Genomic DNA, 22,061 nt, shown 5'->3' on the forward strand with positions numbered 1-22,061 from the left:
CCTCCGCGGCTGCGCCGCGCGGCATCACGGGCGTCCAAATCGCCCCCGCGCATCGTCCTGCCCGGGCACTCCCGGGGCGGCGCGCGCCCGTCGGGCGCTAAACAGGCCGAACACGGATCTCGTAGCGCAGGTCTTGCCTGCGCGTGTTCGACAACCCGCAGCGAGGATAGAACCAGCCGTGCCCTCACTCGACAGCTTCAAGGCCCGCCAGACGCTCGAAGCCGGCGGCAAGACCTACACCTACTATTCCATCCCCGCGGCCGAGAAGAGCGGCCTCGCCTCGGCGGCCGCGCTGCCCTTCTCCATGAAGGTGATCCTGGAGAACCTGCTGCGCTACGAGGACGACCGCTCGGTCAAGAAGGCCGATATCGAGGCCGCCGTCGGCTGGCTCGACCAGAAGGGCAAGGCCGAGGTCGAGATCGCGTTCCGCCCGTCGCGCGTGCTGATGCAGGACTTCACCGGCGTCCCGGCCGTGGTCGACCTCGCCGCCATGCGCGACGCCATGGTGGCCCTCGGCGGCGACCCGCAGAAGATTAACCCGCTGGTGCCGGTCGATCTCGTCATCGACCACTCGGTGATCGTCGACGAGTTCGGCACCCCGAAGGCGCTGGCCGACAACGTCGCCCTGGAATACGAGCGCAACGGCGAGCGCTACACCTTCCTGAAGTGGGGCCAGTCGGCCTTCGACAACTTCTCAGTGGTCCCCCCGGGCACCGGCATCTGCCACCAAGTGAATCTGGAATACCTCGCCCAGACCGTCTGGACGAAGTCCGAGGACGGCTCCGACGTCGCCTACCCCGACTCGCTCGTCGGCACCGATTCGCACACCACCATGGTCAACGGCATGGCGGTTCTGGGCTGGGGCGTCGGCGGCATCGAGGCCGAGGCGGCCATGCTCGGCCAGCCGCTGTCGATGCTGATCCCCGAGGTCGTGGGCTTCAAGCTGTCGGGCAAGCTGCCCGAGGGCACCACCGCCACCGACCTCGTGCTCACCGTCACCCAGATGCTGCGCAAGAAGGGCGTGGTCGGCAAGTTCGTGGAGTTCTACGGCCCCGGCCTCGACGACATGGCGGTCGCCGACCGGGCCACGATCTCCAACATGGCGCCCGAGTACGGCGCGACCTGCGGCTTCTTCCCGGTCGACCAGAAGACCATCGACTTCCTGAAGGTCACCGGCCGGTCCGACGACCGGATCGCCCTGGTCGAGGCCTACGCCAAGGCGCAGGGCATGTGGCGCGACGCTCAGACCCCCGACCCGGTCTTCACCGACACGCTGGAACTCGACATGGGCCAGGTCCGGCCCTCGCTCGCCGGCCCGAAGCGCCCGCAGGACCGGGTGCTGCTGGACGGCGCCAAGGCGGGCTTCGCCGCCTCGATGGAGAGCGAGTTCAAGAAGGCCGCCGACCTCGCCCGCCGCTACCCCGTCGAGGGCACGAACTTCGACATCGGGCACGGTGACGTGGTGATCGCCGCGATCACGAGCTGCACCAACACGTCGAACCCCTCGGTGATGATCGGTGCGGGCCTGCTCGCCCGCAACGCCGTCGCCAAGGGCCTGCGCTCCAAGCCGTGGGTGAAGACCTCGCTCGCGCCCGGATCGCAGGTGGTCGGCGAGTACCTGGAGAAGTCCGGGCTTCAGGAGCCGCTCGACGCGCTCGGCTTCAACCTCGTGGGCTTCGGCTGCACGACCTGCATCGGCAATTCCGGCCCGCTGCCGGAGGCGATCTCGAAGGCGATCAACGACAACGACGTCGTCGCCGCGGCGGTGCTCTCGGGCAACCGCAACTTCGAGGGCCGCGTGAATCCCGACGTGCGGGCGAACTACCTCGCCTCGCCGCCACTGGTCGTCGCCTACGCGCTGGCCGGCTCGCTCCAGATCGACATCACCACCGAGCCGCTCGGCCAGGGGTCGGACGGCAAGCCCGTCTACCTGAAGGACATCTGGCCGTCCTCCGCCGAGGTCCAGCAGTTCATCGAGGAGAACATCACCTCCGCGCTGTTCAAGTCCCGCTACGCGGACGTGTTCGGCGGCGACCAGAACTGGAAGGACGTCGAGGTCACCGAGGCCGAGACCTTCGCGTGGAACCCGGGCTCCACCTACGTGCAGAACCCGCCCTACTTCGTCGGCATGGAGAAGACCCCGAAGCCGGTCGAGGACATCGAGGGCGCCCGGATCCTCGGCCTGTTCCTCGACTCGATCACCACCGACCACATCTCGCCGGCGGGCAACATCCGCGCGGCCTCGCCGGCCGGCGAGTACCTGCAGTCGCATCAGGTGCGCGTGCAGGACTTCAACCAGTACGGCACGCGGCGCGGCAACCACGAGGTGATGATGCGGGGCACCTTCGCCAACATCCGCATCAAGAACCAGATGGTGAAGGACGCCTCCGGCGGCGTGGTCGAGGGCGGGTGGACGCACTTCCAGCCGTCCGGCGAGAAGATGTTCATCTACGACGCGGCGATGAAGTACGCCGAACAGGGCACGCCGCTCGTCATCTTCGCCGGCAAGGAGTACGGCACCGGCTCGTCGCGCGACTGGGCCGCGAAGGGCACGAAGCTGCTCGGCGTCCGCGCCGTGGTGGCCGAGAGCTTCGAGCGCATCCACCGCTCGAACCTCGTCGGGATGGGCGTGGTGCCGCTCGTCTTCCAGGGCGACACGTCCTGGCAGTCGCTGGGCCTGAAGGGTGACGAGACCGTCACGATCAAGGGCCTCGCCGGCGAGCTGAAGCCCCGCCAGACGCTGACCGCGGAGATCAAGTCCGCCGACGGGTCGGTGAAGCAGGTCCCGCTGACCTGCCGCATCGATACGCTCGACGAGCTCGAGTACTTCCGCAACGGCGGCATCCTGCCCTACGTGCTGCGCTCGCTCGCGGCCTGACCATGCACCGGGCGGTCCTCGGGCCGCCCCCTGCGACCGATGAGGCGGCGTCCCCCGGGCGCCGCCTTATTTGTTTCTCAGGGCGATCATTTCGCTTGCGCACAACCTTGTTTCGCGCGCGGGCCGCCCCATAACCCGGCTCCTGAAGCCAGGATGGGACCCCGATGAAGCATCTCAGCAAGACCCTCGTCGCCGCCGGCCTGACAGCCCTGCTGTCGAGCGCGGCCCTCGCCGCGCAGGTCGAGCGCGTCCGCGGGACCGTCGACAAGGCCGACGGCAGCACGCTCACGATCAAGACCGACGACGGCAAGTCCGAGACGGTCGACGTCGCCGGCGCCAAGTTCGCCTGGGTGGTCCCGTCGAGCCTCGACCAGATCAAGGACGGCGTCTTCATCGGCACCGCCACCAAGGGCGAGAACCCGATGACCGCCCTCGAGGTCGTGCTCTTCCCCGAGTCGATGCGCGGCACCGGCGAAGGCCATTACGGCTGGGACACGATCACCGACCAGACCGCCGGCGCCGGCGCCAAGGTGAAGAGCGCCATGACCAACGGCACCGTCAAGGCCGAGACGTCGAACGCCCCGAAGGTCAAGAGCGCCATGACCAACGGCACCGTGAAGGCCGACAAGGCGGCCTCGGGCGGCGAGCGCACCCTGACGGTGAGCTACGGCAAGGACGGTTCCAAGGAGATCGTGGTGCCGTCCTCGGCGCCGATCGTCGCCTTCGAGCCCGCCGACAAGGCGATCCTGACGCCGGGCGCCAAGGTCTTCGCCGTCGTCGCCAAGGACGGCGCCAAGGCCGACGGCAAGCTCATCGCGGTCGGGAAGGACGGCCTGACCCCGCCCATGTGAGCCCATCGCGGGGCCGGACACCGGATAGGACCGGTGGCCGGCCCCGCACCGCGGCGCCTCCTCCGCGGCCGGCGTGATGCGGCGGCTCCGGTCGCCGACCGCGCCCGATGGCCCGTGCACACGCAATACGCATACAGCCGGCGCCGAACGGGATTAAAATCACCGTCTCGGCGTGGCACGCGCTGGCACCCTGCACACAAATCGCGCATGGTCGCCCGCCAGCGGCCCGCCAACGAGGCCGCGGCGGAGGAGTCCATCATGGGTGCTGGAGTGGCAGGCGCGATCGCGCCTGGGGGAACGCCGAGTCTGCTGTCGCGCGAGCGGATCGTCGCCAGGCCGGGCTTCAACCGGTGGCTGGTGCCGCCGGCGGCCCTGGCGATCCATCTCTGCATCGGGATGGCCTACGGCCTGTCCGTGTTCTGGCTGCCGCTGACCCGGGCTCTCTCCGTGGGCAAGCCGGCGCCGGCTGCCTGCCCGGACATGGGCGTGATGACGGCCCTGTTTACCACCACCTGCGATTGGCGCGTCAGCGACCTCGTCACGGTCTTCTCCATCGGCATCGTCGTCCTCGGCCTCTCGGCCGCCCTGTTCGGCGGCTGGCTGGAGCGCGCGGGCCCGCGCAAGGCCGGCATCGTCGCCGCCCTCTGCTGGGGCGGCGGCTTCCTGATCGGCGCCTTCGGCGTCTACATCCACCAGCTCTGGCTGGTCTGGCTCGGCATGGGCCTGATCGGCGGCATCGGGCTCGGCCTCGGCTACATCTCGCCGGTCTCGACGCTGATCAAGTGGTTCCCGGACCGCCGCGGCATGGCGACCGGCATGGCGATCATGGGCTTCGGCGGCGGGGCGATGATCGGCTCGCCCCTGGCCGACAGCCTGATCAAGAGCTTCCGGACCGCGGATTCGGCCGGCGTCTGGCAGACGCTGGCGGTGATGGGTGTCGGGTACATCCTGTTCATGCTCGGCGGCGCGTTCGGCTACAGGGTGCCGCCGGCCGGCTGGCGCCCGGACGGCTGGACCAGCCCGACCGCCAAGAACGCGATGATCGCCTCGGGGCACGTCCACCTGCGCGACGCCCACAAGACCGTCCAGTTCTGGATGATCTGGCTCGTCCTGTTCCTCAACGTGTCCGCCGGCATCGGCGTGCTGGCGCTCGCCTCGCCGATGCTCCAGGAGATCTTCGGCGGCGAACTGATCGGCCTGCCCGGCACCGGCTTCTCGGCCCTCGACGCCGGCCAGAAGGCGCAGGTCGCGGCCATCGCGGCGGGCTTCGTCGGCCTGCTGTCCCTGTTCAACATCCTGGGCCGGTTCTTCTGGGCCTCGATGTCGGACCGGATCGGGCGGAAGGGCACCTACGCGATCTTCTTCGCGCTGGGCGGCCTCCTGTACGCGGCGGCGCCCTGGGCCGCCGGCATCGGCTCGCAGGCGCTGTTCGTCGCGATCTTCTGCGTGATCCTGTCCATGTACGGCGGCGGCTTCGCGACGGTGCCGGCCTACCTCGCCGACGTGTTCGGCACGCAGTTCGTGGGTGCGATCCACGGGCGCCTGCTCACCGCGTGGTCGATGGCCGGCATCGTCGGGCCGTTCGTGATCACCAAGATCCGCGAGGCGCAGGTCGCCGCGGGCGTGCAGGGGGCCGACCTCTACGGCCGGACCATGTACGTGCTGGCGAGCTTCCTCGCGGTCGGCTTCCTCTGCAACCTGCTGGTCCGGCCGCTGGCGAAGAGCTGGTTCATGTCCGATTCCGAGCGGGCTTCCCTGGACGTCCGCGCGGGCGCGACGGCCTCGGGGCCGGCCGGCTCCTTCGGTATCGGCCGCGGCGGCTTCAGCGCCGGGGCCGCCCTGGCCTGGGCGGTGGTCGGCATCCCGATCGTCTGGGGTATCGGCATCACGCTGTCGAAGGCGTTCATCCTGTTCCGCTGAGCGGGCGCGCTCGGTTGTGGCCGGCACGGCGGGTCGCTAGGCTTCCGGCGCCTCGCCGTGCCGGGATGCCGCCGTCGTGATCGACAAGCTGGACTTCCTGCTCGCGCTCGCCCGCGAGCAGCATTTCGGGCACGCCGCCGAATCCTGCGGCGTGACCCAGCAGACCCTCTCGGCCGGCGTGAAGCAGCTGGAGAACCGCTTCGGCGTGCAGCTCGTGCTGCGCGGCTCCCGGTTCCAGGGCTTCACCCCCGAGGGCGAGCGGGTCCTGGAATGGGCGCGGCGCATCGTGGCCGACGCGCGGGCCATGCACGAGGAGGTCACCGGCCTGCGCCGGGGCCTGACCGGCCACCTGCGCATCGCCGCCATCCCCACAGCGCTGCCGATGATCGTGAACCTCACGACGCCCTACCGCGAGCGGCACCCGGACGTGCGGCTGACAGTCGAATCCGCCACCTCCGCCGACATCTTCTCCCTGATCGAGAACCTGGAGGCGGATGCGGGCCTGACCTACCTCGACAACGAGCCCCTCGGGCGGGTGATCTCCGTTCCCCTCTACCGGGAGCGCTACCGCCTGGTGACGGCGATCGGCGGGCCGTTCGATGATCGCGCCAGCGTCACCTGGGCCGAGACCAGCCGCCTGCCCCTCTGCCTGCTCACGCCGAACATGCAGAACCGGCGGATCATCGACCAGCAGATCCGGGAGGCCGGCGCGGACCCCGCCGCGACCCTCGAATCGAACTCGATGATCGTGCTGCTGACCCATGTGCGCACCCTGCGCTGGGCCTCGATCATGCCGGAGATCCTGGTCGACGCCCTGGGTCCCATGGAGGGCGTGCGCACCATCCCGATCACCGCGCCGGACCTGGAGCACACGATCGGCCTCGTCGCCCCGCGGCGCGAGCCGTCCACGCCGATGGTGACGGCCCTCGTGGCTATCGCGCGGTCCCTGGCGCGGACACTCGATCCGGATCTGGCCGCGTCGAGCCCCGGCTGAGCGACCGGCTCCGGGCGCGGGCCGGGACGCGGCGCTCCGTGAGCAACCCGCGGGTCGCCCGGAGCGCGTGCGCCGGCAGCGTCAGGACGAGCCAGATCGCGAGGATTGTCGCGGTGATGAAGATCGCCAGCAGGATCCGCTGCATCGAACCCGCCCTCCGCCCGCAAGGCTGGCCGAGACCGCCGGCCGGAGATCGGCCGGAGAATCGCACCGCGTCCGGGACGCGTGACGGTTAACGAGTCGGGCTGGTGCCAAGCTGTCGGCCGCCCGAGCGGCGGCCGGGTGGCCGCCGGGAACGCGCGCCATCGCCCCGCGCGGGGCAGTACTGGACAGAGAAAAGCCGCCCCGTCTCCGGAGCGGCTCCCTGTCGGCGGTCGGGCTGCGAGGCAGCCCGCCGCCTTACTTGATCTTGGTTTCCTTGAAGTCGACGTGCTTGCGCGCGACCGGGTCGTACTTGCGCATCGTCAGCTTCTCGGTCTGCGTGCGGGAATTCTTCTTCGTGACGTAAAAATAGCCCGTGTCGGCGGTGGAGACGAGCTTGATCTTGACGGTGACGGCCTTGGCCATGGCGCGGCGCTCCTGCAGGGTGCGGCATTCCGCGTGAGCGAAACGCAAATGGCCGGGAGGGCCCGGCCGAATACGGGCGGGTGAATGCCCGATCGGGCCCGGCAGGTCAAGAGCGGACGCGCCGGCGCTCCGTCGCGGCGAGCCAGCCGGCGAAGGCCAGGAACAGGGCGAGCAGCGCCAGCGCGAACCCGTTCGGCGGCACCAGATCGAGCCCGCCGCCGATCACCGGCGGCCCCAGCATCAGCCCGACATTGTAGAGCACCACGAAGGCCGCGTTGGCGCCCGCGAGATCGTTCGGCGGCGTGCGGTCGCCCAGCATCGCGAGGCCGACCGTGTAGAGGGTGCCGGCGATGCCGCCCCAGACGAGGAGCAGCAGGCCGAACGCCGCCGGATGGCCGGCCGCGAGGGGGATCAGGGCCGAGCCCGCCGCCCCCGCGAGGCCCGCGCCGAGGAGCACCGCGCCCCGGTCGAGGCGGTCGGCGAGCCAGCCGAACGGGATCTGGAACAGCACGTTGCCCAGCGCGATCAGGCTGACGAGGCCGGCCGCGCCTTGCGCGTCGTAGCCGAGGCGCAGGCCGTAGAGGGGCAGGATCGCGAAGATGCCGGTCTCCACCGCCCCGTAGGCCAGGGCCGCCGCCAGGGCGCCGGGGGCGAGCCGGACGTAGCCGAGGATGCCGCGGCCGGAGCCCGTCTCGATCGTGGGCGACAGCCCGCGGGCCAGGGCGATGGGCAGGCCGCCGGCCAGCATGAGGGCGGCCCCGGTCGCGTAGGGCGCCAGCCCCTCGGTCCCGACCAGGGCCAGCAGCAGCGGTCCGACCGCGAAGCCCGCCGCCAGGACGGTGGCGTAGATGCCCATCACGAGCCCGCGGCGCTCCGGCGGGGCGGCGGCGTTGATCCAGTACTCGGAGAGGACGAACAGCGCCCCGAGCGTCGCCGAGAACACGAAGCGGAGGGGGAACCACAGGGCGATGCCCGGCAGCAGCGGGAACAGCGCGAGGCTGATCGCCCCGACGAGGAGCGCCAGCCCGAGCAGCGGGGCGACGCCGACCCGCGCGGCGAGGCGCGGCACGAACGGCACCGTGCAGATGCTGGCGATGCCCGCCACCGCGGTGTTGAGCCCGATGAGCGTGCTCGACGCGCCGCGCCGCTCCATCTCGATCGAGAGGAGCGGGATCGACAGGCTGAGTCCGATGCCGACGACCGTGACGCAGGTCACGGCCGCCGAGATCGCCGCCACATCCTCCGAACTGATCCCGCGCCGCCCGTCCTGCAATCCGTCCGGACCGCTCACAAGGCCACCCGTTCGCGCCGCCCGTAGCGCTCGTAATGGAAGGGGATCGTCCGGTAGGGCGCGAAATCGACGGCGATCTGCGCCTCCAGCTCGTCCAGGATCGCGCGGGTGATGTAGGGCAGATCGAGCTTGCGGGCCGCGTCGAGCCGGACCCAGGCGAGTTCGGTGAACTCGGCATCGGCCTCGACCCGCCCCGGCTCCTCGGCCGCCACCATCCGGCGGTCGATCGCGAAGAAGCGCGTGTCGAAGCGGCGCACGCGCTTGGGCGGCGTGATCGCGCGGGCGACGAGGTGCAGCGCCTCGAGATCCGGCAGCACGCCGTGCCGGGCGAAACCCTCCCAGCCCGACGGGACGTCCTCCGGGGCGCCGTGCTCGGTCGTGCCGAGCAGCAGGCCGGTCTCCTCGTAGGTCTCGCGGATCGCGGCGAGGGCCAGCGCCCGGCCGAGATGGTGCGGCGGCCGGGACACCTGCCGGGTCAGCGCCGCCTCGGCGTAGTCCGGGAGCGCCCCGGCCACCGGCATGTGGCGGTCGCCGAGTTCGATGCGCCCGCCCGGGAAGACGAACTTGCCCGGCATGAAGGCGAGGTTCGGGTTGCGCCGGCCCATCAGGACCTTCGGGCCGCCCTTACCGCGCCGGTCGATCACGATCATGGTCGCGGCGTCGCGCGGCCGCAGGCGCGCCGCGGCGGGCTTCCGCTCAGGAGCTGTGACGATCGGGGGCTCCCGCTGCGGCTCCGGCAAGGCGCGTCTCCTCAAGCCCCGGGGCGGGGCGGCTCCGCGGTAGCGTGGCGAAGCCGTGCATGCCAAGGGCGTATTGCAGCCCGACGACAGCGCCCTTCACGGGCTGGAGCAGGGCCAGCGCGAAGACGAGGGTGAAGACCGGCCACACGCCCATCTCGACCCAGAGGGGCACCTCGTAGGCGCTCTCGGTCTCCAGGATCAGGTAGCCGACGATGTGGGCGACGATGAAGATCACCACGTAGGGCGGCAGGTCGTCGGCCCGGTGATGGTGCAGCTCCAGGCCGCAGACGTCGCATTCCGGCCGCACCTTGAGGAAGCGGCCGAAGATCCGGCCCCGGCCGCAATGCGGGCAGCGGCCGACGAAGCCCCGGGCCATCGCGGGGATCAGGCGGGTGCGCTCGGGAATCGCGTCGGCGGCCATGCCCTGGCTGTACACGGCCCGGGTCAGCGGCGCGAGCCGCGGTGGCGCGACCCGGTGTTGCGGATGCCGGGGGGACGACCGGGCGGCGCGGCCTTGAAGGGCCGCCCGCCGGATTTCTTGCCCGGACCGGCGCTCCGCGCGCCGGAGCGGCTCCGGCCCTCGCTGAGCAGCTCGAACCGCAGCGCCCCGGCCACCGGCGCGGCCTCCACGAGCCGCACCTCGACCCGGTCGCCGAGACGGAACGTCTCCCCGGTGCGCTCGCCGACCAGGGCGTGATGGCCCTCCTCGTGGCGGAAATAGTCGGCGCCGAGCTGCGAGACCGGCACGAAGCCGTCCGCGCCGGTCTCGTCGAGCTTGATGAACAGGCCGGCCCGGGTGACGCCGGCGATCTGGCCCGCGAAAGTCGCGCCGACCTGGTCGGCGAGGTGGTGGGCGATGAGGCGGTCGATCGTCTCGCGCTCGGCCGCCATGGCGCGGCGCTCGGCCGCCGAGATCTGCTCGCCGATCTGCGCCAATTCGCCGAGGGAGACGTCGCCCGCGAGACCGTCCGATCCGAGCCGGCAGGCGGTGATCAGCGCCCGGTGCACGATCAGGTCGGCGTAGCGCCGGATCGGCGAGGTGAAGTGCGCGTAGCGGCGCAGGTTCAGGCCGAAATGCCCGAGATTCTCCGGGGCGTAGACGGCCTGGGCCTGGCTGCGCAGGATCACCTCGTTGAGGAAGACGCCGTGCTCGGTCTCGGCCGCCGTGGCGAGGATCCGGTTGAACAGGGCGGGCCGCAGCGCCCCCTCCTTCGGCAGCTTGATGCCCACCGAGGCGAGGACCTCGCCGAGCGCCCGCATCTTCTCCAGGGCGGGCTCGTCGTGGACGCGGTAGATCAGGGGCTGGCGCGCCTGCTCCAGGGTCTCGGCGGCGGCGACGTTCGCCTGGATCATGAACTCCTCGATCAGCCGGTGGGCGTCGAGGCGCTCCGGCACGATCACCCGGTCGACCGCGCCCTCGGGGCTCAGGAGGACCTTGCGCTCGGGCAGGTCGAGGGCCAGCGGCCCCCGGCGGTCGCGGGCCGCGCGCAGGGCCGCGTAGGCGGCCCAGAGGGGGCGGAGCGCCGACTCCAGCAGCGGGCCGGTCGCGTCGTCCGGCCGCCCGTCGATGGCGGCCTGGGCCTGCGCGTAGGCGAGCTTGGCGCGTGAGCGCATCATCACCCGGTGGAAGCCGTGGCGGCGCTTCTCGCCGTCGGCGGCGATGACCATCCGCACCGCCAGCGCCGGCCGGTCCTCGCCCTCGCGGAGCGAGCAGAGATCGTTCGAGATCCGCTCGGGCAGCATCGGCACGACCCGGTCGGGGAAGTAGACCGAGTTGCCCCGCTCCAGCGCCTCGCGATCGAGGCTGGAGCCCGGCCGGACATAGGCGGCCACGTCCGCGATGGCGACGGTGAGGACGAAGCCGCCGGGATTGGCCGGGTCGGGATCGGCCTCGGCCATGACGGCGTCGTCGTGGTCCTTGGCGTCCGGCGGGTCGATGGTCACGAGCGGCCGGTCGCGCCAGTCCTCGCGGCCCTTCAGGGTGGCGGGCTTCGCGGAATCGGCCTCCGCCAGCGTCGCGTCGGCGAAGACGTGCGGGATGTTGTGCAGGTGCAGGGCGATCAGGCTCACCGCCTTCTCGGAACCGAGCGAGCCGAGCCGCTCCCGCACACGCCCCTTCGGCAGGCCGAACCGGGTCTCGCGCTCCAGCGAGACGCTGACGAGGTCACCGTCGCGGGCCTGCCCCTCCTCGCCGGGCGGGATCAGGATCTCGCGGCCCTGCGCGCGCTTCTCGACGGGCACGATCCGGCCGCCCTGCGCGCCGGCCCGGTAGACGCCGATGATCTCGGCCTTGTTCTTCCCGATGACCTTGACGACCCGGCCGCTGTAGCCGCCCTCCGCGTCGCGCTCGACCCGGACCAGGGCGCGGTCGCCGATCCCCGGGGCCGGGCGGTTGCCCTTGCGGGGGCCGCGCGGCTGGGTCAGCACGATGGCGGGCGGCTTGCCGGTCCCGGTCCACTCCACCGGGACCGCCAGGAAATCGCCGTGGCGGTCGCGGGAGCGGATGTCGGCCAGCACGACCGGCGGCAGGTGGCCCGCCGGAGCGAGGCCGCCGCGGCCGCGGTCGAGGGCGCCGTCCTCCTCGATCTCCTTGAGGACGCGCTTCAGGTCGATCTTGGCGGCCCCCTGGATCCCGAAGGCCTTGGCGATCTCCCGCTTGCCCACGCGCTCCTTCGACTCGGCCACGAAGGCGAGGATCTGCTCGCGGGTGGGGAAGGGCTGCGGAGCGGTGGGCTCGGCCGCCGGGGCGGTGGTGCGTCGTGCCAAAAGGGGGGTGCCGGAGAGTTCTGCGATAGACGGGACCCGCGTGCGGGCGCGGGACCGGGGCGTCGGTCCTGTGAGGCTAACATGGGTGTCCCGCCCGCCCGCGGCAACGCCGTGCCGGCACTCCTCAACAGGCGCGATCAGCCGGTCGAGGCGCTCTTGCGGATGCGCGCCACGGCCTGATCCAGGTCGAGACCGGGCGCGAGGAGCTCGTCCAGGGTGAAGGGGCAGGCGCGCGGCAGGGTCAGATTCACCCGACCTTCCAGCGGCGCGAGTTCCGGACTCTCCGCCTCCTGGACGGCGAGCGTCCAGGCGCCGTCCATCCGCAGGCTCTCGGGCTCGGGCGGATCGCCCGCGAGGGCGGCGAGCTTGGCGTGACCCGCGTCGCGGCAGGCGCGGCTCAGTCCGTCGTCCGAGAGGAGGGCGGCCTTGATCAGCTCGGCCAGGGCGTCCCTGACCCGTTCGAGGCTCGCGTTCATGGGCATCCGTTCCGGAGATTGCGGGAGGTCGCGGGAAGTCGCGGGTGCGTGGCAAGCCGGATGCCAGCGCGCCCCCTCCCGGCGCCGATGGTCTCCCGCGATCCGCCGGGTGTAGAAGGCGCGGATGATCCCGGTCCTGACCCGCCATACCGAGGAAGTCCCGCTCTACGCCGCGGCCTGCGCCGAGCTGCGCCTGCGCGGCTTCGAGGGCGACCTGACGCTCTCGGACGCCGACCGCACGGTCTTCTCCACAGACAACTCGATCTACCAGGTGGCGCCTGGGGCCGTGGCCTTTCCGCGCACCCGCGACGACCTCGTGCGCGTTGCCAAGCTCCTCGCGGATCCGCGCTTCGCCGAGATCGTGATCCGGCCACGGGGCGGGGCGACCGGCACCAACGGCCAGTCCCTGGGCCACGGCCTCGTGGTCGACACCTCGCGGCACATGAACCGCATCCTGGAGATCGACGTCGCGAACCGCGTCGTCCGGGTCGAGCCGGGGGTGGTGAAGGACCAGCTCAACCGGGAACTCGCCAAGCACGGCCTGTTCTTCGCGCCGGAACTCTCCACGTCGAACCGCGCCACGATCGGCGGCATGATCTCGACCGATGCCTGCGGGCAGGGCTCGTGCCTCTACGGCAAGACCCGGGACCACGTCCTCGCGCTGACCTGCGTGCTCACCGACGGCACGGTCTGGACCGCCGAGCCCCTGGACCCGGCCGGGCTCGACGCCGCCAAGGGCCGCGACGACCGCGTCGGCGCCATCCACCGCGCCGTCGACGCCGTCGTCACCGAGAACGCGGCGCTGATCGCCGAGCGCTTCCCCAAGCTCAACCGCTGCCTCACCGGCTACGACCTCGCGCATCTGCGCGACGCGGGCGGCCGGTTCGACCTCAAGAGCGTGATCTGCGGCTCGGAAGGCACGCTGGCGCTGATCGCCGAGGCGCGGCTCAACGTGCTGCCGATCCCGAAGGCCGCCGTGCTGGTCGCGCTCTCGTACATCGATTTCGACGCGGCGCTGCGCGACGCGCAGGCGCTGCTGCCGTTCGGCGCCGCCTCGGTGGAGACGATCGACTCCACGGTCCTGGCGCTGGCCCGCAAGGACCCGATCTGGGCCGAGGTGCGGGCCTTCTTCCCCGACGACCCGGCCGGGCGGCCGGTGGACGGCATCAACCTCGTGGAGTTCGTCGGCGACGACGCAGCGACCGTGGAGGCGGCCCTCGCGCGGCTCACCGGGATGCTGGAGGCCGAGCGCGGCACCGACACGAAGCGCCTCGGCTTCACCGTCGCGCGGGGCGACGCGATCGAGCGGCTCTGGACCATGCGCAAGAAGGCGGTGGGCCTGCTCGGCGCCGCCAAGGGCGAAGCGCGCCCGATCCCGTTCGTGGAGGACACGGCGGTCCCGCCGGAGCGGCTCGCCGACTACATCGCGGAGTTCCGCGCGCTCCTCGACGGCAAGGGCCTGCGCTACGGCATGTTCGGCCACGTCGATGCCGGCGTGCTGCACGTCCGGCCGGCCATCGACCTGAAGGATCCGGCCCAGAACGGCCTGATCCGCGAGGTCACGGAGGGCGTCGTCGCGCTCACCGCCAAGTACGGCGGCCTGCTCTGGGGCGAGCACGGCAAGGGCTTCCGCTCGGAATTCGTGCCGGCGACGTTCGGCCCGCTCATGCCGGCGCTGGAGGCGGTCAAGCGCGCCTTCGACCCGGACGACCGGCTGAACCCGGGGAAGATCGCCTCGGCCAGGGGCGCGGGCCTGACCCGGATCGACGGCGTGCCGCGCCGGGGCGAGCGGGACCGCACCATCCCGGCGCCGGTCCGGGAGAGTTTCGACGAGGCGCTCCACTGCAACGGCAACGGCGCCTGCTTCAGCTTCGACGCGGACGAGGCCATGTGCCCCTCCTGGAAGGCGACGCGGGAGCGGCGCCACTCGCCCAAGGGTCGCGCCTCGCTGATGCGCGAGTGGCTGCGCCGCGCCGCGGAGGCCGGGATCGACCCGGCCGCCGAGCTGGCGCGGCAGCCCGCCGGGTGGCTCTCCGACGTGGCGGCGACCCTGCGGCGCCGCCTCCGCGGCCGGTCCGAGGCCGACGACTTCTCCCACGCCGTCAAGGAGGCGATGGACGGCTGCCTCGCCTGCAAGTCCTGCACGGGGTCCTGCCCGATCAAGGTCGACGTGCCGACCTTCCGGGCGAAGTTCCTGGCGCTCTACCACACGCGCTACGCGCGGCCGCTGAAGGACCATCTCGTGGCGGCGCTGGAGCCGCTGCTGCCGCTGGCGGCGCGGGCGCCGCGCCTCTTCAACGCGGTCCTGGCCAACCCGCTGGCCCGGCTGATCCTGGCCCGGGCCGGGCTGGTGGCGATCCNATCCTGGCCCGGGCCGGGCTGGTGGCGATCCCGGCCCTGTCGCCCGTCGCGCTCGCGGCGCGGCTGGCGGAGCGCGGCGTCGCCGTCGCGACCCCGGACGCCCTGGCTCGGCTGGATCCGCGGGAGCGCGCGCGGTCCGTACTGGTGGTGCAGGACGCCTTCACCAGCCACTTCGACGCGGCGGTCGTGGCCGACAGCTGCGACCTCCTCGTCGCCCTCGGCTTCCGGCCCTGGCTGGTGCCCTACCGGCCGAACGGCAAGCCGCTGCACGTGCACGGCTTCCTGGCGCGGTTCGCCGCCGTCGCCCGGTCGAACGCCGCGATGCTGCGCGACCTCGCCGGGCACGGCGTGCCCCTGGTCGGGATCGATCCGTCGATGACGCTGACCTACCGGTCCGAGTACGCGCAGGCGCTCGGCGGCGACCTTCCGAAAGTCCATCTCCTGCAGGAATGGCTCGCCGCCCGCCTCGACCGGATCGCGCCGGGGCAGGGCGGGCGCACGATGCGGCTGCTGCCCCACTGCACCGAGCGCACCAACGCGCCGGGCGCGGTGCGGGACTGGCAGGCCGTGTTCGCCCATCTCGGCCTGCGGCTCGAGGTGCCGGCCGCCGGCTGCTGCGGCATGGCGGGGACCTACGGGCACGAGGCGCGCCACCGCGCCACCTCCGAGGCGATCTACGGCCTGAGCTGGGCCCGCCACGTCGCCGAGGCGCCCGGCTGCACCCTGCTGGCGGACGGCTATTCCTGCCGCTCCCAGGCCGAGCTGGTCGACGGCGTGCGGCTGCGGCACCCGGCCCAGGCGCTGCTGGAGCATGTCCGCGCGGCTGAAGCGGGCGCGGCGCCCTTCCATCCCGAGCGCGCCGCCGCGGTGGCGCCGTGAGCCCCGCCGTGAGCCCCGCCGCGAGCCCCGCCCTGACCGTCGCCGTCGTGGGGGCCGGCGCGGTCGGCTGCTATTACGGGTTCCTCCTGGCGCGGGCCGGCCACGCGGTGACGCTGATCGGCCGTCCCGCCCTGGTCGAGGCGGTGGAGAAGGACGGTCTCGTGCTGGAGAGCGCGGCCGGGACGGCCTCCGTGCCGGTCCGGGCGACCGATGCGGGGGCGGGCGTGTCGGGCGCCGACCTCGTGCTGGTCTGCGTGAAGTCGGGCGACACCGCGGCGGCGGGCGCGATGATCGCCCCCCATCTCGATCCGGCCGCCACGGTCCTGAGCCTCCAGAACGGCGTCGACAACGCCGAGCGGCTCGCCGCGGTGCTGGGCCGCCCGGTCGTGCCGGTGGCTGTCTACGTCGCCACAGCGATGGCCGGCCCCGGCCGTGTCCGGCACAACGGGCGCGGCGACCTGATCCTCGGCGCGTCCGAGACGAGCGCGCGCGTCGCCGCCGCGTTCGCGGCGGCCGGCATCCCGACCACCGTCTCGGCGCGGGCCATCGACGCGCTCTGGGCGAAGCTGATCATCAACTGCGCCTACAACGCCCTGTCGGCCCTGACGCATCTGCCCTACGGCCGCCTGGTCGAGGGCGAGGGCGTGGCCGCGGTCATCGCGGACGTCGTGCAGGAATGCGCGCGCGTCGCGGAGGCCGAGGGCGTGTCCGTGTCGCCCGGCATCCTCGACGACGTGATGGCGCTCAGCGCCGCCATGGCCGGACAGCGCTCGTCCACCGCCCAGGACCTGGCCCGCGGCCGGCCGAGCGAGATCGACCACCTCAACGGCACCATCGTGCGCCGGGGCGCGGTGCACGGGATCCCGACGCCGGCGAACCGGCTGCTGCACGCGCTGGTCAAGCTCGCCGAGCGGCGGGACTGAGATCGACCCCGGACGCCGGAGACACGGTTCGCGACGGGATCAGGCCCGCGCGGCGGCGTTGGCCTTGCGGGTCGCGGCGGCCTTCCGGGCGGAGGCGGAGCGCTCCGCGGCCGTCCGACCGGCCGAGGCCTTGCCGCCGGACGCGCCGCCCTTGTGGGCGGCCGGGTGGCCGGTGGCCTTGCCGCGACCCGATCCGCCCGGCTTCTTGCCGCCGCCGTCGTCCTTGTTGACGGTGGCCCAGGCGCGGGCCTCCGCCTCCTTCTCCGGCACGCCGCGGGCCTCGTACGAGTCGGCGATGTGCTCGGCCTTGCGCTTCTGCTTGTCGGTGTATTTCGACTTGTCGCCCTGGGACATGGGCCGTCTCCCGAAGCTCAGCCCACCCCGGTCGGACCGTCGAGGATCGCGCGCACGCGGCGGACCAGCTCCGTGCGCCGGTAGGGCTTGTTCAGGAGATCAAACTCCGAGCCGCCGATATCGGTTCGCTCCAGGCTCGCCTCCGCGTAGCCCGTGGCGAGCAGCACCTTGAGCTTGGGCTGGCGCCGCCGGGCCTCGCGGGCCAGCAGCACCCCGTTCATGCCCCCCGGCATGATCAGGTCGGTGAACAGCAGGTCGACCTTCTCGCTCGAGTCCAGGATCTCCAGGGCCTCGCGGGCGTTGCTCGCCACCAGCGTCGTGTAGCCGAAGTCCCGCAGGATGGTGCGGGCGAGTTCGGCCACGTCCTCGCGGTCGTCGACGATCAGGATCGTCTCGGTGCCCTGGCGGTCCACGGCCCGCAGCGAGACCTTCGCGGGGGCGTTCACGTCGCCGTCGGTCGCGGGGAACGACAGGCGCACCGTCGTGCCGGACCCGACCGTCGACTCGATCTGCGCGGCGCCGCCCGACTGCTTGGCGAAGCCGTAGACCATCGACAGGCCGAGGCCCGTGCCCTTCCCCTCCTCCTTGGTGGTGAAGAACGGGTCCATCACGCGGGCGAGCACGGCCGGCGGGATGCCGGTGCCGCTGTCCCTGATGGCGATGCTGACGTAGCGGCCGTCGCGCAGAGGCCCGATCTCCCGGCCACGCGCGGCGATCTCGTTGTTCTCGGTGGAGATCCGGACGGTGCCGCCCTCCGGCATCGCGTCGCGGGCGTTGATCAGCACGTTCAGGATCGCGACCTCGGCCTGGGTCGGGTCGACGCGGCAGTTCCAGAGATCCGCCGCGAGGTCGAGCTCGACCTTCACGGCCTCGCCCACGGAGCGGGCGACCATCTCGCCCATCCCCTCGATCAGGGTGTTGAGATTGACCGCGCGGCCGTCCAGCCGTTGCTTGCGGGCGAAGGCCAGCAATTGCTGGGTCAGCGTCGTGGCGCGCTCGGCCGCCTGCCGGATGTTCTCGGTGGCGCGGCCGAGCCGCGCGCGGTCGGCGTCGGGCTTCTCCAGGCCGGCCGCCAGGATGTCGACGTAGCCGACGATCACCTGCAGCAGGTTGTTGAAATCGTGCGCGATGCCGCCGGTGAGCTGGCCGAGCGCCTCCATCTTCTGGGCCTGGCCCAGGGCCTCCTCGGCGTCGCGGCGGCGTGAGACGTCGAGCTGCGAGCCGAAGTAGTACACGAGCTCGCCGTCGGCATTGTAGACCGGCGAGACGAACAGGGCGTTCCAGAAGGTCGATCCGTTCTTGCGGTAGTTCAGGATCTCGGTGGCGAACTCGCGCTTTTCCGCGATCGCCGCGCGGATCTGCGCGACGCTCTCTCGGTCGGTGTCGGGACCCTGGAGGAAGCGGCAGTTGCGCCCGATCAGCTCTTCCGGCGTGTAGCCGGTCATCGCCAGGAATGCCCTGTTGGCGAAGATGATCGGGTTGTCGGGCTGGCGCGGATCGGTGACGATCATCGGCATCCGCGTCGTCTCGACCGCCGCGAAGAAGATGTCGCTCTTGCGGTCGGTGATGTCGCTCGGGGCGCTGTCCCGGATCGGGGGACTCGGCCCGGAGGGCGGCGTTTCTGGCGTTTCAGACATGCGAGGCGGTCGTCACCTTCCAGGCCGGGAAAGACCTCTGCGCGCGGTCGATCACGAAATGCGTGAGCGAGATTAGCGGCCGGACGGCCGAAGTCGACATGGTATCCCCGGCGGCGGTGTCGCGCGACGCTCTCATGCCGCTGCCGGCCGCGCCGCCGCGGCCGGCGCGCCCACGGGTGCCGTGACGACCCGGGGCGGCGCGGGTTCGCGACAGGCGCCCAGCACCGCCGACAGCGCCTCGTTCAGCGAGGTCACCAGGAAGTCGGCCGAGGTCGCCCGGCGGAGGCGCTCCAGGGTCGCGGGATCGCGCTCGCGCCAGAAGCCGACCAGGATGCGGACACCCGGCACCGCCGCCCGGGCCTGCCGGACGGTGAAGCGGATCTGCGACAGGCTCACCGGCTCCAGGTAGGAGAAGCAGATCAGCGCGAGGCCGTCCGGGTTCTCGGGCCGCTCGCCGGCACGGATCGCCGCCATGGACAGGATCTGCGAGGCCAGCCCGTGGCGCGCGAGGATCTGGCTCAGCATCAGCGTCGCCGCCTCGTCGAACGGGCCGCGGCTCGACACGCACAGGACCGGCGTCTCACTGCGCCAGTTCGGCGCGAGGTCCTCGCGCTCCAGAACGATGCCGGCCACCTGCCGGTCGGGCCCGACGGCGGCCAGGGCCGCCGCGGTCTCGGTGTCGGGCCCGCGGCCGGATCCCCGCCGGGCACGGCGCCCGACCGGCGCCGTGCCCAGGCGGTCCACCACCGTCGCGATCGCGGCACCGACCTCCGCCTGCCGCTCCCGATCCAGGGTGCCGCGGGACAGATCCTCCTGCGCCAGCAGCAGGCCCGCGAGGGCGACCTCGTCGTAGTAGGTGACGAGCGCGCGCTCCTTCAGGAACTGCCACCCCTGGTCGATCGCCTCCACCGGATCGCCGGCCAGCATGCGCTGGTAGAAGATCTCGGGCGGTGACAGGGCGGGCTGGTCGCCGAGCAGCACGTCGAGGTACCAGAGCCGCTCCACGTGCCGGCCGAGCACCACCAGGCAGACGGTGAGGGGGGTGGCCAGCACGAGGCCGATCGGGCCCCACAGGAAGGTCCAGATCGTCGCGGCCAGGATGACGGCGACCGGCGAGAGGCCGGTGGAGTGCCCGTAGAGCAGCGGCTCGATCACGTGGCCGCAGATCGGCTCGACCACGAGGAACAGGGCCGCGGTGGCGATCACCATGCTCCAGCCGGGATCGACGGCGGCGGCGAGGATCAGCGGCAGCAGGGCGCTGATCGCGGCACCGATGTAGGGCACGAAGCGCAGGATCGCCGCGAGGACGCCGAACAGGGTCGGGCTCGGGACGCCGATCACCCAGAGACCGACGCCGATGACGAGGCCGAAGGCGATGTTGAGCGCGAGCTGGGCCAGGAAGAAGCGGCTCAGCCGGCTGGTGGCGTCGTCGATCGCCGCCGTGGTCCGGCGCAGGTCGCCCGAGCCGCCGGCGAGCCGGATCGCCCGGTTCCGCAGGTCCTCGCGCTGGAGCAGGATGAAGATCGTGAAGATCAGGATCAGGCCGGTGGTGGCCAGCGGGTGCAGGATCGGGCCCGCGAAGGTCTGAAGCGTGTCGACGACGCTGGCGCGGGCGGGGGTGAGCTCGACCGTGAGCGGGTGCGTGCGCGATCCCGGCTCGCCGCGGACCTCCGCGGCCGGCGGCGGCTGCAGGGTGGCGCTGAGATCCTGCACCATGTCGACGATCCGCGAGAGCGTGCCGGTCCCGGCCGTCGCCCCGCGCAGGTCCTTGATCTTCGTGCGCATCACCTGGGTGTAGCGCGGCAGGTCGGAGGCGAGCTGGGACGCCTCGCTGGCGATCAGGCTGCCGAGGCCGAACAGGGCGCCGAAGACGATCACCACCACCAGCAGGACCGCCGGGGCGCGCGGCACGCGCAGCCGCCGCAGCATCCGCACCGCCGGAACGAGGACGAAGCTCAGGAGGATCGCCAGCGTCACCGGCACGAGGATCTCGCGCCCGAGGTAGAGGGCCGCCATCGTGGCGACCACGAGGAGGATCGACGCCAGCGCGACGAAGACCGGCAGGCCCTGCCGCAGGCGCTGGGCGGTGACGGGATCCTCGCTCACGGACACGCTCCACTCACATCAGGTCTCGGGGCCACAGGTCGCGCGTCCGCGGCCGGGTCAGCTCGCCTGCGCGGTCTCGCCCAGGGCAGCGCTGATCTGGCTGAGCAGCTTCGAGAAATCGACGGGCTTCGGGTGGTAGTCGTCGCATCCCGCCTGGATCGCCTTGTCGCGGTCGCCCGACATGGCGTGGGCCGTCAGCGCGATGATCGGGATCGCCCGCGTGTCGGTGCCGGATTTCAGGGTCCGGGCGACCGACCAGCCGTCCAGGACCGGCAGGTTCATGTCGAGGAGGATCACGTCGGGCTGGCCCGAGCGGGCCTGCCGGACACCGGCCTCGCCGTCATGGGCGAGCATCACCTCGTAGCCGCGCCGCTTGAGGCGGCGCGAGAGGAAGTCCCAGATCTCTTCGTGGTCCTCGACCAGCAGAATCTTCGCCATCAGAACTCGTAACCCCCGGCTCGCGTCGTGCCGGTCGGAGGCCCAACGCGCGGCAACGCACAATCGCCCAACGTTCCTGCCGCGATTCCGGTCCCTGGAGAAGTGGCGCTCCGGTCCGCGGTTGACCCGTCGGTCCACGGGTAAGAGCGTACACGCCAACGAATCGACAATCCTCGAACGGGGCGGAACGACCACTATGCCTGACATCGAGCTCTATCATTCGCCCAATACCCGCTCGTCGGGCGTGCGCGTGCTGCTCGAGGAACTCGGGGTCCCGTACCGGCTGCACGCGCTCAACATGCGCGCCGGCGAGCACCTCCAGGACGCCTATCGCGCCGTCAACCCGATGGCGAAGGTGCCGGCGATCCGCCACGGCGACGCCCTGGTGACCGAGCAGGCGGCCGTCTACCTCTACCTCGCCGACCTGTTCCCCGAGGCGGGGCTCGCCCCGGCTCCGACCGAGCCCGACCGGGCCACCTACCTGCGCTGGATGGTGTTCTACGGCTCCTGCTTCGAGCCCGCGGTGATCGACCGGCACCTGCAGCGGGAGCCGGGCCCGCGCGCCATGTCGGCCTACGCGGATTACGACAGCGTCATCGCCCGGGTGAAGGAGGCCCTGACGCCCGGCCCGTACCTGCTCGGGGCGCGCTTCAGCGCCGCCGACGTGCTGTGGGGCGGCGCCCTCGGCTGGACGACGGGCTTCGGCCTCGTCGCGCCCGATCCGGTGCTGACCGCCTACGTGGAGCGCATCCGGTCCCGCCCGGCCTCGCGGAAGGTCGCGGCCGCGGACGCGCAGCTCGCCGAGGCGCATCAGGCGGCCGCGTCCGCCTGAGCGCGGCCGGACTCTTGCTGGGGCTCCGGCCGGGGGCCGGCCCCGGCG

The 22,061-nt window shown here is 72.1% G+C and carries 18 protein-coding genes; 8 read left to right on the top strand and 10 right to left on the bottom strand.

The annotated features are described in order from the left end of the window. Positions 1–178 precede the first annotated feature (178 nt). From acnA to MMR14E_RS07725, 4 genes are all read left to right on the top strand, one after another. Positions 179–2,878 carry an aconitate hydratase AcnA gene (acnA, locus tag MMR14E_RS07710; protein ID WP_331313551.1) on the top strand — a complete coding sequence of 900 codons (2,700 nt, stop codon included), beginning with the start codon at positions 179–181 and terminating at the stop codon, positions 2,876–2,878. A 164-nt stretch (positions 2,879–3,042) separates the two neighbouring features. Continuing rightward, positions 3,043–3,729, top strand: a complete 687-nt coding sequence (locus tag MMR14E_RS07715) for a metal ABC transporter permease (RefSeq protein ID WP_331313552.1) — start codon at positions 3,043–3,045, stop codon at positions 3,727–3,729. Positions 3,730–3,987: 258 nt separating this feature from the next. Further along, positions 3,988–5,649: an OFA family MFS transporter gene (locus MMR14E_RS07720; RefSeq protein WP_331313583.1), complete on the top strand. Its 1,662-nt coding sequence runs from the start codon at positions 3,988–3,990 to the stop codon at positions 5,647–5,649. A gap of 76 nt (positions 5,650–5,725) precedes the next feature. Next, positions 5,726–6,643 (top strand): LysR family transcriptional regulator, encoded by a 918-nt coding sequence (locus MMR14E_RS07725; RefSeq protein WP_331313553.1) that lies wholly within the window; start codon positions 5,726–5,728, stop codon positions 6,641–6,643. Between the two features lie 399 nt (positions 6,644–7,042). Here MMR14E_RS07725 and rpmG read toward each other — a convergent pair whose 3' ends face one another. From rpmG to MMR14E_RS07755, 6 genes are all read right to left on the bottom strand, one after another. After that, positions 7,043–7,210: a 50S ribosomal protein L33 gene (rpmG, locus tag MMR14E_RS07730; RefSeq protein ID WP_020092568.1), complete on the bottom strand. Its 168-nt coding sequence runs from the start codon at positions 7,208–7,210 to the stop codon at positions 7,043–7,045. Positions 7,211–7,316: 106 nt separating this feature from the next. Then, positions 7,317–8,501 carry an MFS transporter gene (locus MMR14E_RS07735; RefSeq protein ID WP_331313554.1) on the bottom strand — a complete coding sequence of 395 codons (1,185 nt, stop codon included), beginning with the start codon at positions 8,499–8,501 and terminating at the stop codon, positions 7,317–7,319. Beyond that, positions 8,498–9,241, bottom strand: coding sequence for an NUDIX hydrolase (locus MMR14E_RS07740; protein WP_331313555.1), 744 nt, complete (start codon positions 9,239–9,241; stop codon positions 8,498–8,500). Before MMR14E_RS07740 ends, MMR14E_RS07735 begins: the two co-directional genes overlap by 4 nt. Next, complete coding sequence (locus MMR14E_RS07745; protein ID WP_331313584.1) at positions 9,198–9,662, bottom strand: DUF983 domain-containing protein; 465 nt, start codon at positions 9,660–9,662, stop codon at positions 9,198–9,200. The genes MMR14E_RS07740 and MMR14E_RS07745 overlap by 44 nt, the downstream gene beginning before the upstream one ends. A gap of 23 nt (positions 9,663–9,685) precedes the next feature. Further along, complete coding sequence (gene rnr / locus MMR14E_RS07750) at positions 9,686–12,007, bottom strand: ribonuclease R (protein ID WP_331313556.1); 2,322 nt, start codon at positions 12,005–12,007, stop codon at positions 9,686–9,688. Between the two features lie 137 nt (positions 12,008–12,144). Then, the gene (locus MMR14E_RS07755; RefSeq protein ID WP_331313557.1) at positions 12,145–12,483 is read right to left on the bottom strand and encodes a hypothetical protein; all 339 of its coding nucleotides are present in this window, start codon (positions 12,481–12,483) and stop codon (positions 12,145–12,147) included. A gap of 124 nt (positions 12,484–12,607) precedes the next feature. Here MMR14E_RS07755 and MMR14E_RS07760 point away from each other — a divergent pair, with 124 nt between their 5' ends. Genes MMR14E_RS07760 through MMR14E_RS07765 form a run of 3 tightly spaced genes read left to right on the top strand, consistent with a single transcriptional unit; the run spans position 12,608 to position 16,646 of the window. Further along, positions 12,608–15,223, top strand: coding sequence for an FAD-binding and (Fe-S)-binding domain-containing protein (locus MMR14E_RS07760; RefSeq protein ID WP_419539312.1), 2,616 nt, complete (start codon positions 12,608–12,610; stop codon positions 15,221–15,223). Further along, the gene (locus tag MMR14E_RS29195; protein WP_419539313.1) at positions 15,166–15,723 is read left to right on the top strand and encodes a hypothetical protein; all 558 of its coding nucleotides are present in this window, start codon (positions 15,166–15,168) and stop codon (positions 15,721–15,723) included. The genes MMR14E_RS07760 and MMR14E_RS29195 overlap by 58 nt, the downstream gene beginning before the upstream one ends. A 32-nt stretch (positions 15,724–15,755) precedes the next feature. Then, on the top strand, positions 15,756–16,646 hold the full coding sequence (locus MMR14E_RS07765; protein WP_331313585.1) for a 2-dehydropantoate 2-reductase: 891 nt from the start codon (positions 15,756–15,758) through the stop codon (positions 16,644–16,646). A gap of 39 nt (positions 16,647–16,685) precedes the next feature. Here the strand turns inward: MMR14E_RS07765 and MMR14E_RS07770 are convergent, their stop codons facing one another. From MMR14E_RS07770 to MMR14E_RS07785, 4 genes are all read right to left on the bottom strand, one after another. Continuing rightward, positions 16,686–17,000 (bottom strand): plasmid stabilization protein, encoded by a 315-nt coding sequence (locus MMR14E_RS07770; RefSeq protein WP_331313558.1) that lies wholly within the window; start codon positions 16,998–17,000, stop codon positions 16,686–16,688. Between the two features lie 17 nt (positions 17,001–17,017). Then, the gene (locus tag MMR14E_RS07775; RefSeq protein WP_331313559.1) at positions 17,018–18,637 is read right to left on the bottom strand and encodes a hybrid sensor histidine kinase/response regulator; all 1,620 of its coding nucleotides are present in this window, start codon (positions 18,635–18,637) and stop codon (positions 17,018–17,020) included. Between the two features lie 132 nt (positions 18,638–18,769). Next, positions 18,770–20,743, bottom strand: coding sequence for an AI-2E family transporter (locus MMR14E_RS07780; protein ID WP_331313560.1), 1,974 nt, complete (start codon positions 20,741–20,743; stop codon positions 18,770–18,772). Between the two features lie 57 nt (positions 20,744–20,800). Beyond that, positions 20,801–21,181, bottom strand: a complete 381-nt coding sequence (locus MMR14E_RS07785) for a response regulator (RefSeq protein ID WP_020092557.1) — start codon at positions 21,179–21,181, stop codon at positions 20,801–20,803. Between the two features lie 196 nt (positions 21,182–21,377). Here MMR14E_RS07785 and MMR14E_RS07790 point away from each other — a divergent pair, with 196 nt between their 5' ends. Then, the gene (locus MMR14E_RS07790) at positions 21,378–22,013 is read left to right on the top strand and encodes a glutathione S-transferase family protein (protein WP_331313561.1); all 636 of its coding nucleotides are present in this window, start codon (positions 21,378–21,380) and stop codon (positions 22,011–22,013) included. The last annotated feature ends 48 nt before the right edge of the window (positions 22,014–22,061 follow it).

Source organism: Methylobacterium mesophilicum, from assembly GCF_036441335.1.
Lineage (GTDB): Bacteria > Pseudomonadota > Alphaproteobacteria > Rhizobiales > Beijerinckiaceae > Methylobacterium > Methylobacterium mesophilicum_B.